The 13,565-nt window shown below is 43.7% G+C and carries 12 protein-coding genes; 7 read left to right on the top strand and 5 right to left on the bottom strand.

What is annotated here, in order from left to right:
* Positions 1 to 8 precede the first annotated feature (8 nt).
* Positions 9 to 2,699: a DUF2339 domain-containing protein gene (locus tag GSF04_RS09475; protein ID WP_211859373.1), complete on the bottom strand. Its 2,691-nt coding sequence runs from the start codon at positions 2,697 to 2,699 to the stop codon at positions 9 to 11.
* Between the two features lie 242 nt (positions 2,700 to 2,941).
* Here GSF04_RS09475 and GSF04_RS09470 point away from each other — a divergent pair, with 242 nt between their 5' ends.
* Entirely contained in the window at positions 2,942 to 3,490 is a 549-nt protein-coding gene (locus GSF04_RS09470; RefSeq protein WP_211859372.1) for a carbohydrate binding domain-containing protein, read from the top strand.
* A 196-nt stretch (positions 3,491 to 3,686) separates the two neighbouring features.
* Here GSF04_RS09470 and GSF04_RS09465 read toward each other — a convergent pair whose 3' ends face one another.
* From GSF04_RS09465 to GSF04_RS09455, 3 genes are all read right to left on the bottom strand, one after another.
* Positions 3,687 to 4,253: a hypothetical protein gene (locus GSF04_RS09465; protein WP_017217868.1), complete on the bottom strand. Its 567-nt coding sequence runs from the start codon at positions 4,251 to 4,253 to the stop codon at positions 3,687 to 3,689.
* A 128-nt stretch (positions 4,254 to 4,381) separates the two neighbouring features.
* Positions 4,382 to 4,630: a hypothetical protein gene (locus tag GSF04_RS09460; RefSeq protein ID WP_010370628.1), complete on the bottom strand. Its 249-nt coding sequence runs from the start codon at positions 4,628 to 4,630 to the stop codon at positions 4,382 to 4,384.
* A 232-nt stretch (positions 4,631 to 4,862) separates the two neighbouring features.
* Complete coding sequence (locus GSF04_RS09455; RefSeq protein ID WP_211859371.1) at positions 4,863 to 5,171, bottom strand: hypothetical protein; 309 nt, start codon at positions 5,169 to 5,171, stop codon at positions 4,863 to 4,865.
* 154 nt (positions 5,172 to 5,325) lie between these two features.
* Here GSF04_RS09455 and GSF04_RS09450 point away from each other — a divergent pair, with 154 nt between their 5' ends.
* Together GSF04_RS09450 and GSF04_RS09445 are read left to right on the top strand one after the other, a co-directional pair.
* Positions 5,326 to 6,462: a histidine kinase gene (locus GSF04_RS09450; protein WP_249122461.1), complete on the top strand. Its 1,137-nt coding sequence runs from the start codon at positions 5,326 to 5,328 to the stop codon at positions 6,460 to 6,462.
* Positions 6,459 to 7,073, top strand: coding sequence for a response regulator transcription factor (locus GSF04_RS09445; RefSeq protein WP_211859370.1), 615 nt, complete (start codon positions 6,459 to 6,461; stop codon positions 7,071 to 7,073). Before GSF04_RS09450 ends, GSF04_RS09445 begins: the two co-directional genes overlap by 4 nt.
* A gap of 134 nt (positions 7,074 to 7,207) precedes the next feature.
* Here the strand turns inward: GSF04_RS09445 and GSF04_RS09440 are convergent, their stop codons facing one another.
* Positions 7,208 to 7,492 (bottom strand): hypothetical protein, encoded by a 285-nt coding sequence (locus GSF04_RS09440; protein WP_249122460.1) that lies wholly within the window; start codon positions 7,490 to 7,492, stop codon positions 7,208 to 7,210.
* Between the two features lie 393 nt (positions 7,493 to 7,885).
* Between GSF04_RS09440 and GSF04_RS09435 the strand changes: the two genes are divergently transcribed.
* The 4 genes from GSF04_RS09435 to GSF04_RS09420 all read left to right on the top strand — a co-directional run bounded on the left by GSF04_RS09435 (position 7,886) and on the right by GSF04_RS09420 (position 13,532).
* Complete coding sequence (locus tag GSF04_RS09435; protein WP_211859369.1) at positions 7,886 to 10,156, top strand: TonB-dependent receptor; 2,271 nt, start codon at positions 7,886 to 7,888, stop codon at positions 10,154 to 10,156.
* 2 nt (positions 10,157 to 10,158) lie between these two features.
* The gene (locus tag GSF04_RS09430; RefSeq protein ID WP_211859368.1) at positions 10,159 to 11,109 is read left to right on the top strand and encodes an alpha/beta hydrolase; all 951 of its coding nucleotides are present in this window, start codon (positions 10,159 to 10,161) and stop codon (positions 11,107 to 11,109) included.
* A gap of 9 nt (positions 11,110 to 11,118) precedes the next feature.
* Positions 11,119 to 12,360 carry a lipase gene (locus tag GSF04_RS09425; protein WP_211859367.1) on the top strand — a complete coding sequence of 414 codons (1,242 nt, stop codon included), beginning with the start codon at positions 11,119 to 11,121 and terminating at the stop codon, positions 12,358 to 12,360.
* A 119-nt stretch (positions 12,361 to 12,479) separates the two neighbouring features.
* Positions 12,480 to 13,532 (top strand): helix-turn-helix transcriptional regulator, encoded by a 1,053-nt coding sequence (locus GSF04_RS09420; RefSeq protein WP_211859366.1) that lies wholly within the window; start codon positions 12,480 to 12,482, stop codon positions 13,530 to 13,532.
* The last annotated feature ends 33 nt before the right edge of the window (positions 13,533 to 13,565 follow it).

Raw genomic sequence — 13,565 nt, 5'->3', positions numbered from 1 at the left:
TGTAAGGATCAGTCCGCCGTTGGTTTTACCTCTCTGGGCTGATCCTGCATTTTTTGAAACAGCCAACCAATTCCCACCAGACATAAGCCTAAACCGATAAAAGACAAGGCGCGCAGCAAACCTTCAAGGTTTGCCATATCGACCACAAAGGCTTTTAAAATAACAATGGCTAGCCCTACAAAACCGGCGTTAATCAACACCTTATGCTCTATCCGCTTGGCAACAAAAATCAATACGGTTGAAATCAATAGCCAAACAATCGAATAGGTATATAACTCGGATTGCTCCATCGGCATCGACAGCACAAGGAAACCCTCATGAAATAACGCCCGAATTTCACCATTGATAAACAAGACCCCTAGCACGGCTATCAGTCCATATACCAAACGCTTAAATTGCGGTGGTATTAACTTAAACTGGAGCATGACAGCGAATACACATGCTGGTGCCAACCACTGCAAAAGTAGCCAATTAAACACACCGTCTCCAATATATTGCCTGTCAAAAAACGGATTATTGGCAAACGAAATATCGGTGTGGAGCAACGCGCTTCCAAGTAATAGCAAGCTCGCGGCAAGCGGATAAAGTCTGTTGTCCTTGTCGCTGAGCTGCCCTCGCCACAGATATACAGCGCCAAGCACCAGCCAATTCAAAGCAAGCAACACGGATTCTTGGAAACCGAGATTAGTAAAATCAGGGTAGTCACCAATCAAGAGATAACTTGTTTCGGTCGTGACCAAAAGCGCCACAATATGCATTGCGACGCCCATAAACCAAGTGTTCAGGGCCTTTGAAGGGTTGTATTTGGTAGCAAACCAAATAATGCCCAGCACCAGCGGATAGACCACAAGTGTCCAATGTATAGTTAAAATCGTTTCGTGCTTGTAATCTGCAAGCCAAGGCGCAAAAGTAAGACGGGTAACAACGGCAATAAGTGCAACCTTATACAACCAATCAGGTATACGCACTTTGTACTTCCAGCTCAAATAACTCATAGACGCCACTTGTGCCGCAATCGCTAACGTCAACGAGCTTGCCGAGAGTAACATCGTAAAACACAAACTCAGCATGGCGTTCGCCAAAATAAGGTAAGTGACCTGCTGAATATTGGTATCCGTTTTCATCGCACAATACAAAGCGAAGAGCCCGATGGCCAACATCTCAACCGCCCATACAGGATATAAAATTGCTTCTGCGACTCTCGGAGAAATAGCGTAGCTTACACCGTAAAGCGCAAGTGGTGCCACGTTCAACAGCATCAAATAAGCGAGTCTTGATGGGTATCGCTTAATCATCATCATGCTAAATAACATCGTGATGACCACTGCTACTTGGATAAACAAATACTTACCGGTGAAAGGAAAAAGTACGTCGTCGAAAGTGCCCACTTTGGGCATCAAGTAGAATGAGAGAAGTACAAACAATAGTAAATAAAATGGCCAACTATCCAATGCACTATGTCTATAAGCCGCGCACAAAACCACGCTAGCAAATAAGACATTAGCCCAAATAAGCGTATCGATATGGGTTTTTATTATTAGCGCACATGCGATAAGTAACAGTGGGAGTAAAATTCCCAATTGCTCTTTTCTTGGCATTAATAGATCTTTGACCGGCAACGGACTTATCATTGAATTCGTCAGGCGCCAGCCCAGTACGTCTACCAACACATATAAGTACATTGAGATAAGCGCAAAAATCAGCAGCACCCAAAAGTCGCTGCTTCCACCAACCGCAACCGCGGTGCAAAACCATAAGAAATGACCAACAAAGCTTTGCCACCACAACCATTTTTGCTTCACATAATCCGCAACCCATATCGCAGAGAGTGAAACAAAGCTGATATACAGCAGTAACGCACCGATATTATTAGAACCTGTCGATACCAAAGCAGGCACGACATACGCACCAACGATGCCAATACCTGCGAGCACAGGGCCAAATCGCAGTGCCAAAGAGGTCGCAACCAAGGAAATAATGGCGAGTAAAATAAAGGCCATATTAGCCGGTATAAAATGATAGAAATCAAAAGCAACCAATGTCATGGCAAAGCAAGTGATCACGCCACCACTGGCAAGCGCTGCAGAAATGTACGGAGTATTAATTTTTAGCTTTTCTTTGTAGCGATTTACAACTTCAGCGGCAGTAACCAAGCTGACTCCAAAAAGAGCGCCCAGTATCACTCGCACACTTGGGGGAAGAAGTCCGGCTTCAATAGAGTACTTAGCTAGAAAAACGCCGCCAAGGGCTAGCACTACGGCACCTATCCAAAAAAGTCCATTTCCTTTTAATAAGGCATCTAAAGTAAAGTCAAATTCAAAAGCTGGTTTACTCTTACTAGGCTTAGCTCTTGCGATAGTGACCGTGCTTTCAGGCTGCTGAGGTTGTGTATGATTGGCTGTTGCCGTGGATTCGCCCAATGCAGTCCGTGCTGTTAATGATGTACTATCAGCTGTTTCGCCATTCTTTTGTCCACACTCAGAAAGCTTATTCTCTGAATGTGTTTGCTCTGAGCATGCTTGATCTGAGAATTCACGACCTTCAAGTGTCGAGATCCGGCGACTTTGCTGCTCTATCGTATTTTGTAACTGATGTACTTTTTTAACGAGTTGCTTAAGCCTTTGTCTATCTTGTAGGGCAAAAACAGCGCCAATAAATACAAAAAGATAAAATATAAAAGAGATAAACTCCGTTTCCATACGACTCCTTATTTGTTTGCTAGGCCCTAGCTCACCTGCATTAGAAACAGTATGAGATCAACCACACCAATAAATCAATCTCTCATGATCGGCGCCATAACTTTAGCAAGCCACATAGAAGTATGATGACTTGAAATTTTCTAACATTGGCCAAAAATGCACATGCGCCCCGTTGTCATATTACCTCCATGTAAATAAACTAAAAAATTATATTTTAGGGACGTTGTTCTAAGGATTTTTCTGTGCGTTTTTTATCACTTTTACTTTTTGTAGCGGTTTCTGGCTGTAGCTATACTCAGCCAAACTTAAAGCCAAAACAGTGGCGTTTTGCGACCGATCCGCATGGCAGCCAAGCAATTCTGAACGGCCCGCTTGTTAATGAAGAGCAAGTTGCTATTCAGTTTAAACGCGTGCCGCGAGTCGATAAACAAAACAACTCTTGGGTAGAGCTTATTTACGACTTGCCCACTAAACAGCTCCCCTCTCAATTCAACATTGCACTGACGTATAAAAGTGATAACGCTTTGATAGTTAAGTTATCGCAACAGGAGTATGGCGGCTCAGGTGATAAAAGCTATGCTCACTACCAAACTAAATTACCAGCATCAGATACTTGGCAAACAATCAACGTAGCTCTGAATGATTTTGCCAGACCCAACTGGACACCTGCTTGGTCAAAAGACAAAGGGGTCATACTCAAGCATGTTTCCGCACTTTACTTTGTACCAGACTTGACAGACACAGAAGGTGGCGAAGCAAGCCTTGCAATAAAGAGTCTTCGAATTGAGTAATTTAGCCAATTAAATTGATGTGCATCTACATGTGGGGTATTCCACTTTACTAAACAATCGCTGCCAATTTAAGGTTAAAGCGAATAACGTAAACGCAATGATTTGAATATGATTTTTCAATAACGCAGAGTGTAGCCAGCTCATATAATTGTTAAATTATTAGCGCTGGCTAATCAGGGAGTAATTAAGCGTTAGATTACGCACCTAATGCCGTTAGCTTTTCTTTTAATTCTTCTTTATTGATTAGACCCATTTCGTGCTGCTTTTTGGTTTTACGAATTTCATCGAAATTGTCCAGTTTCAAACGTGCTTTAGCCAGCTTAGTATCAAACTCGTCTTGTGAGATAACATCAAGCTTTAGCGCTTTTTCTAGTTTCTCTTTTTCACCATCAAATTCTTTTTGGAAAACCGCTTTTTCCTGGATAACTATCTGATCTTTTAGTTGCTTCTCGATAGCGATAACTTCCGCTTCCAGATCGTCTTTACGCTTAATTAACGGATCGATACGCTCGATAGTGTCTTGCAATACAGCTTCAAGATTTGCACCATCGTTTTTGATTAGGTTTTCAATATATTTGCGGCCAATATCTTGGTATGCAATATTAAGTTGACCATCGATTGACGCGATATCTGATTTCAAACCTGCAAGCTTTGCATTGTCTTTCGTTGAAGACACAATATCACCGCTTAGTTTACTGGTAGATTCACCAATACTACTGCCAATAGATTGCGCTTGTGTTTTGAATTTATTTAATAGACTCATGGTTATTTTTCCTTAAATAGATTGAGATTTTCAATTTATGTAATATCTAATACGGCAGACAAACCGAAAAAATATATTTCAGATTAATTACGTAATAATTATCAAGCCCAGAGTATCTTGATTTAACTTTAAGACACTCGTTTCTTGCGCTTCGACATGATGCGTTTAGTGCCACTCCACGCCATCCAACAGCCGAATAACACAGCTCCCACGACCAAAGAGTAAATAGCAAAAGAGGCGACTTTAATAATAAAAATGACGAGCAAGGTGATAAATAGCACAACAAACAGCAAAAGTTTTGGTGATTTAGCTAGTTGCTTGGCAATAAAAGAAGGTAAAAACGCACTTAATATGCGCTCCAATCTTTGAGCATTCATAACACTATAATCCTTGTGTTTAAGTGAGATTATTTTGAGACGGGCAATAGGTTATCAGCTTTATTTCTACCTGCCAAATTAATTATAGGTTAATTATCAAACTGAACAATCCCTTTCTTCAAACTAGTTACCAAATGAAACCAACCAGGAAAATAAAAATTAAAATTAAAAATTTACAACAACTTAAAGAAAGCCATCTATAAATTATGGGGTTTAAATCCTTTTCATTTAATCAACAGTCAATAGAATTGAACCACCTTACCCATGATTCAGGTTCTGATAAAATAAATTTGAACGTTTGATTACTCTTTAATGTAATTTGGATCGCTTGAGTTGTAAGAGGAAGCAGTCCTGCGCCTTTGCCAAGGCACTGTTCAACCTTAATCACATCAACGATATCAATTTGATATGGACCTAGCCCCAGCAAGGTATTGAAAGGAGTAAAATGCAGTGTATCTGCCGTCGCCCATAATCTTCCATCAGCACGAGCGACGCCACATTGAACAGTAGCCATTGAAGAAATCGTTGCCATATCCGTCATAAATAAGCCTCATATGAATTACCGATATCCATCACTATCTTAGTAAAGTGATGTCACGTCACCAGTGATAAATCTCATATTTTGACTATGACAATTATCACTGTTCTCACCATAGCGATTCTGTAATAATCAAAAATAAAAACTTTGCGCAGAAATGATGGACTCTCCTATCCGCCATACAACAGACTGGCGTTTTTCAACACTTGCTTCTTGGTTAGGTGTCACACTTGCATGTATGTATTACCGTAACTCTCAGCTCGCATTGGTCGGCCAGCTAATCATTAGCGGTGCCATTTTGACATTGCTGTTTTTTATCATTCACAACCCAAATAAGCGAGTCCATGCGGCAGCCTGTACCTACCTAGTATTGATAGCGCTACTTATGCAGGTATCAACAACTTCATTAGTTTTTATTCATTTGGTCATGTTTTCTGCAATTTTTAGTCCGCACTTTTCATTCCCTAAAGTTCTGTCTGCCGTGTTACTTGCTATGCTGGTATACGGATTTACACACCATACAAGGTGGGAGGGTAACGTACCTTGGATCACCTTTGCTGTTTGGCTATTTTTTTGTGCAATGAACTGGTTTGTCAGCAGACGCATAGTTGAGAGCCTCAATATGCACTACCAATCTCGGCAAAATTACAAAGAGCTTAAAGCCGCGCAACACATGATGGGAGCCATGTCAGCAGCGCAAGAAAGACTCAATATTTCCCGAGAATTGCATGATTCACTAGGCCATAAACTCACAGCATTGAGTATTAATCTTGATTTCGCAAAAAGAACGGCAAGCGAAGATATGGAGCCAACCCTAGCGAGTTGCCATCAACTAAGCCAAACTTTGCTTGAGGAAGTAAGAAGTATCGTATCCACTCAGCGCCACAATAAAACACTCTTGAAACAAGCACTAGAAGCAATTTTCACGGCTACACCCAATTTGCGCTACACCTTAAAGCTAGACCGTGGATCAGAACAAATTTCGCAAGCGCATTCGCTCTGCGTGATCCGTTTTTGTCAAGAAATGGTAAGCAATACGCTCAAACATACCAAAGCAAATCATATCAATTTTGAGGTCGTAATTGACACAGCAAACCATAATCTAAAAGCTAGCGCCTTTCACAACCAAAGCGAGTCTAGCTTGCCAAAACAAGGCAATGGCTTATCTGGGCTACATGAGCGACTAGCACTACTTAACGGCTCATTCACACAAAAAATTGAAAATCAAAAGCTCATCAGCTCGATAACCATACCTGTACCCGAACTTAACCTTTTATCCGAGAATATTACATGATCAATTGCCTACTCGTGGAAGACCAAACCTTGGTGAGGTTAGGCCTAGCCAACTTGCTTAACCTTGACGAAAACATTTGTATAAAAGGGCAAGCTGAAGACGGTATACAGGCACTTGAGTTACTCGCTTCACAACAATTTGACATCATCTTACTGGATATGCGCATGCCTAATTTAGATGGACTAGGTGTACTTAATGCATTGCGCACTAACGCAATACCCACTCCAGTTTTGATTATCACTACCTTTGAAGATTGCGATGTATTGGTAAAGGCCATTAATCTTGGTGCACGGGGCTATGTACTTAAAAATATTGAACTAGAGGCATTAATCGACGCCATCCAACAAGTGATTGCAGGGAAAAAAGTGCTACAAAGCGCTTTGACGACTTACCTTCTAGATCAGCAATTAGCACCACAAGAAAAATTGACTGAAAAAGAACAAGCAGTGTTGCGCTGTTTATCTCTCGGCATGTCAAACAAAATCATCGCCAACACTTTACACAATTCCGAAGGCACCATTCGCAACCATGTCTCTCAAATACTCGCAAAACTTGAAGTTAAAGACAGAACCCAAGCGGTCATAAAGGCGATTAACCAGAATTTAATTTAAATGAAGTTTAACCCGAGGTACTGAATGAATAATGTTGAAATGTGATACAAGCTCAAGTTTGTATCACACCTCACCATAACTGCTCGTCCAACTTTTTTAATAAAAATATCGCCTCCATACATCCTTGGGTTTGACTATTCGGTCGTCAATTTTATGTAAGGCGTAAGTGCACCGACTTGATCCAAACAGCGGATTTGGGCAACGGGTTGCTTGGTTCTATCTGCGAAATTAACAACGCCACCGCGCTGACATTTTGCTTTGAAAGCTTGATAAGCCAATACCCCATTTTTAAGCAGATCCACTCCATCTACAAACTGTATCTCCATGTCATGGTCAAATACTTCGCAGTTCTCTATCGGGTAGGTCTTGATATAGTCATCGTAATAGCTGAGGCTAATCCTGCGGCAATGAGTACGCATTAGCTCTATGATAATCTCTTTACCCCAATTACCCGCTCAACTGCTTTAGGCAATTTGTACTGTATCAACCATGAATCCAAGGCTTGCTGATAATGGACATGGATCTGCAGCTTATTTTCACTCTCAGATGCCAAAGTCGGCGTTGATAGCATTAGTAGCAACGAGAATAGCAAAGTAATTGTTAATGTTACTGTATTTTTCATGCAACTCGGGGTGTATCTTTTTTAGGTGCAATAAAATCAACCCATTTATTGACTAAATACTAGTCGAGTACGGCTTTGCTCTGTCCTGAGCTAATTTGCTCATCAAGTTGACTGTTTTTGTCCTAGCTATTGAATTTTCTTCATTCCTATACTGGAGAACATAATAATAACGACGAAAAGGTTACTCAGCATGATTGCAGCAACTCAATCGCACAGAGTCAGTTCAACCAAAGGTATACCACGGCATACACTATCACTTCTGATAGCGGCAGTATTATCAGGCCATAGCTATGCCGAAGCGGAGTCCACGCTTAGCAATGAGCAAAGCAAAAAAATTGAGCGGATCAGCGTTACCGCAACGCGGCAAACCGAAAATCTACAAGATGTCGCGCTTGCGGTGACCGCCCTCTCCGCCTCAGAGCTTGAGAAGATGAACGTACAAGACCTCGGTGACTTGGCATCTCACGTTCCGAACCTTAACCTGCACTCAGGTGATGCTTCCAACGCCGTCATTTATATTCGCGGAATTGGCCAAATTGACTCTATCTCGTTTAACGACCCCGGCGTTGGTGTGTATCTCGATGACGTATATCTTGGGCGCGTTCAAGGTGCCTTTTTAGATGTTGTCGACCCTGAGCAAATCGAGGTATTACGTGGTCCACAAGGCACCCTTTACGGTCGCAATACCATAGGTGGCGCGGTGCGTTTCAGTAGTGCCAAACCTTCGCAAGACAACGAAGGATATGTCAGCGTGGCGCTTGGAAATTATAATGCTCGAACGATAAAAGCTAGCGTCAACGGCGCATTGATTGAAGACACGCTCTCTGGGCGTTTTGCAATTGCCAAAAGTAGTCGAGATGGTTTTAGTGAGAATCGCTATAACAATAGTGACGACCACGACAAAGATACCCTAGCATGGCGCGGCAGTTTACTTTATCAACCAAGTGAGAATTTTTCGGCCTATTTAGTCGTCGACGGCTCGAACGCATCCCCCTCAAGCTCACGCACTCCACATCGAGAAACGCCTATCTATTCGGTGATAAAAGAAGGCTATTATGCACCTGAGGAAGACCCATTTGTCGTCGACGTTAACTACAACGATTTAGAAGAACTGGATACCTCGGGAGCGAGCTTAACGCTTGAATATCTCAAGGGCCACTCGGTATTTAAATCCATCACTGCTCGACGCGAAATGGAATACCGCACGCACTTAGACTTAGATGCCACCCCCGATGCATCATTTGGTATTTTTAATTTCGAAGATCAACAGCAAATAAGCCAAGAATTTCAATGGTTATACAAAGACGACCAGTTCTCTTTGGTATCTGGGCTCTATTACTTTAATGAGGACGATCTGAGTTTTGGCGGCTCCGTTGCTCCGGACTTTTTCGTTATGGTGGCACCAGACGTTTACCTGCCTTGGCCTGTGATTAACGCAGGAGAACGCGATCAAGAAAATACCAGCTCAGCCCTCTACGCTAACCTCTCTTGGTCTTTGACTGAAAAGCTCGACGTCACGCTTGGCGCACGCTACACCATTGAGAAAAAAGAAGTCACATCCAAAGGCGAGGAGTTTTTTGGCACCGGTGTAACAACAGCAGAGGAAATGGAGGCGGTATTCGGTACAGGCATTGGCTATAGCCCGACAGGCTACAGCGCATCCAAGGAGTGGAAAGAGTTTACCCCAAAAGTGGTGTTCGATTACACCATCTCTGACGACAGCATGGTTTACCTGAGCGCTGGAAAAGGGTTTAAAAGCGGCGGTTTTAACGGCCGGATCACCTCATTTGCACAACCTTTTGAACCAGAAACCTTGTGGAGCTATGAAATTGGCTCTAAGTCTTTATTGAATAAGCAGAATATTCGCTTAAATACCGCGGCTTTTTTCAATGACTACAAAAACTTTCAGCTCAGCCGCTTTTCTATCGACCCCGACACCGGCGCGTTTTTATCACTGTTTGAAAATGCAGGTAAAGCCACTATTTACGGCGCAGAAATGGAGCTCGAAGCCGTGGCTTCCGATAACCTCACTCTGAACCTCAATCTGGGCTATTTAGGGGCCGGTTACGATGAGCTTATCGGCGACTTTGGTAAAGAGGTCAGCGATGAAAGAGAGCTGGTTAATTCACCCAAATGGAATGGCCGTGCGGGCTTTGAATACTTCTTTAGCGCCTTTACACAAGGCGAATTTTCACTACGTGGTAGTGCCGCTTATCGCAGTAAAACCTATCTCACCGTGAGCAGCTCTGAGGTGATTGCACAGTCTGGCTACACCCTCTTTGATATGTCACTACACTACCGCTCCGCGGACGACAGTTGGGAAGCCAGTTTATACGGCAAAAACTTAGGCGATAAACGCTATCGTCAACACGGCTTCGATCTTAGCGCAGCACCCGGGGTTCAACTTGGTTATTACGGCGCGCCTAGAACGTACGGTATCAACCTTAAATATAAGTTTTAATTATGAAATTAGACAAACAAACACAAGCACTGTTAGACGACCTCGCGGCTCAAGCTGGCGACATTCATGACATCGAAATCTCCATTGAGACCTCACGACAAGGCGCAAGAGCGATGTTTTTGGGGCTCGCGGGAGAAATTGACGCACAAGTAAGTAGCCAAGACCTACACATTGAACACAATGGTATTCACGTGGGCGTTCGCTGTTACCGGCCGGCGCAGTCTTTGGCAAGCCCCAGTCCCGCGGTGGTGTTTGTCCACGGCGGCGGCTGGTCTTTAGGAGATGTCGACTGCTATGACGGTCTGGTAAAAGACTTATGCCAGCAATCCGGTGTCGCTTTTTTCAGTGTCGAATACAGCCTCGCGCCTGAGCATAAGTTTCCATGCGCCCTGCAGCAAGTAATATCCGTAGTAGATTGGCTACAAGAAAACCACCAGCAGTTGGAGCTAGACCCCACTAAGATTTCCCTGATGGGCGACAGTGCCGGTGGTAACTTAGCGCTTGTTGCAGCGCATAACTTACATCAACAACAGCCAAACACCCTAAGTAACTTATACCTAGTTTATCCGGTAGTTGATTCCTTTTCTCCCCATGAAACCTACCCGTCACGCATGCTGTATGGCGATGGAAACTTGTTGCTAACTAGGGACGCAATTAAAGACACCTGCGACTGGTATCTAGCACCCGAGCAAAGCGCTGCAAACGTCAATGTCTCACCATTATTTATTGAAGACATGACGCATCTTCCTGCCACCAGTGTGCTGCTTGCCGGCTGCGACCCACTTTACGATGAGGGAATACTGCTCGCCAAAAAACTAAAGCAAGCGGGTGTGCTTAATACCTTAACCTGCTTTGAAAATACCATACATGCGTTTTTCTCCTTTGCCGTGCTCGACGTCTGCAAGCTCGCGCGCAGCAATATTGCCAATCAATTAAAGCATGACTTGACCTAGGATAAAAATATGAAAAACACAAACACGACTTTGCGCACTCACACTTATGGATTGCTCGCTTTTATCTCACTCGCAGCAAGTGGTTTAGCGCATGCATCAGCGACACTTGAAGCCACCTATACCACAGGTATTAACAATGGCTGGCAAAAGATTGAAAGGTGGCGAGATAGCTCAGGGCATATCGGCAATGAAAGCTTTCCTGCTGACGGCCGTGGCGATCAATCAGGTCAGCGTGCTACTTTCTTTGCATCTAGCCAACCAAGCTCTGCGCAATTTCTGCTTTATCATGCACCGGGTTGGGATAGTAACAGCCGCCAAACACCGGTGTTGCTGATCCACGGTGCCAATCAAGATGCTGATTTGGCTTGGGCAAATCCAAACGAGGCCGGTAGTTACGGCTGTGGTCGACAAAACTGCCCTTCGCAAGGCTTAATGCAAGCGCTTGCCAGTGATGATTACAAAGTCTTTGCCTTAAATCTGGCGCATAAAAATGGCGATGGCTTTATCTGGGCGGAGCAGATAGCCAATGCCATCGTTCAGGTTAAAAATAAGACGGGGGCAACGCAAGTCGATTTAGTCACTTGGTCAAAAAGCGCGTTTAATGCCCGCATGTATATTTCTTCTTTGACCAATGCTTGGAGCACTAAATTCAACAGTGACGTACGTAAACTGGTGATGCTCGGCGCCCCCAACAACGGTATTGATTGGTCATTTCGTCACGGCGTTAATCATACCTATGGTGCTTATTCGCAATGTGGCGGCAGCATAAATGGGCCTACCGCGCATGATCAAATATTATGTTTTGGCCTATGGTATTCAAGTTCCGAGTGGGTTTACGACTCGCCTTATTTTCCCGGCTCCGCGCAGATGCTAAAAGCACTAGATGATAAATATGCACTCCCCACCACAGAGCAAGATTGGTACACCACTTACTACGGTGGCTTAGGGTTTGTGAGCAAAGGCCGAGGTATTGCAACGTTTACGGTCAACTCACTGGTAGACCAAGTTCGTAGCGCTGGCACCGACAGCAGCGTTCAAGTTTATAATCTTTGCGGCGATCAGGCCGATATGGCATTTATTCACAATGAACATACCGGCCCTTCTGATGGCGTTGTATTTATCAGTAGCTGCATCGATAGCACCGGAATAAGTAACTTAGCGGGCTCAGCGGTTGTGGCTACCAACCACCTAGAGCTTGGCTGGGAACCCAGTGCAATCAACCAAATCAAAAATTGGTTAAGTGCTCCCTAGCCCCCCTCGGCGGGTGGTGACAAAATACTGCACTAAAGTTGCAACGCAAAACTATTGCTATCTTGAGTTGATGTTGATTAACTGAATTGTTGAGAGTGACAGGATGAGCTTACGTATTTATGTCAAACACCGCTATTGCACCTTGCTACGTGCAATTGATGCAGCACACACTCACCGCAGCAAAACTGGAATTTGCTGCGGTCGCGCAGTATTTGGCTATCAATAAAGCCATTGACGCCCTAGATGCCATTGAGTTTATGCGCGTGATGGAACACTGTGCTGTCGAGCTCAATGACGAAAGTCTAAACCTTAACCGCAAAAAGCTTCTGCCTGGCACCAACGAATTTGTATTCAATAGCCTGCGCCATTGCCGTACCATTACTCAGTTATTACAAGAGCTTGCCCGTGGCTATAACTTTATCCACGCGGGGACCTACAATTTCTGCGAAGTATCACACACTCAAGTGAGTTATATAATTGATGATGCGGCCTTTGACTATGCCACGGCCGCTGACGCGCAATTTTCTCGCTGTATGTTAGATAGCATGCTGATATTGATCCATGGCCTCGTAAAATATGTGTGCGCCGAAACCACCCAAGTTCAACTCTCACAAGTGCAGACCAAAAGTGACTCAAACTCGCTGCTAAACTCGGTTATCACCCACATTCCCATTAAATCCTTAAGCAATCGCTACTTACTCACCTATCAATACCAAGAAACGAATCAATCATTAGATTTGGCGAAGCTAGAGCATCTAGCGCTCAATACCATTTATCATTCACTCGCAAACACACTCCATCACCAGCAGTCGATCAACGACCATGCTAACTTGCTCGACAAAGTCTATAGTGAGCTTAACGCGGGAATACTGTGCCAAGAACAAATGGCTGACAAGCTCAATATCAGTCCGGCAACATTAAGACGAAGGCTCGCTGAGTACCAAACCAGTTTTAGGCAACTCAAAAATAACGTACAGAACAAGCAGGCCAAACTGCGACTGACTCAAGGCAGTAGTTTGTATGAGGTGGCGCATACGCTACAGTTTTCAGATGAGCGTAGTTTTATTCGTGCGTTTAAGTCGTGGAACGGCGTAACGCCTATGCAATTTCTGCAGAGTTTGAGTTCAACGGTAAAAGTTGACGTTAAACAAAGCAAAGCACAACAAAAATGATATTGTGCAACAAGCAAACAGAGTAAAAATGTA

Source organism: Pseudoalteromonas sp. A22 (assembly GCF_018141345.1).
In the GTDB taxonomy this organism is placed as follows: domain Bacteria; phylum Pseudomonadota; class Gammaproteobacteria; order Enterobacterales; family Alteromonadaceae; genus Pseudoalteromonas; species Pseudoalteromonas maricaloris.
Note: the sequence above shows the minus strand (reverse complement) of the source record. Positions and strands in the feature narration are given on the sequence as shown.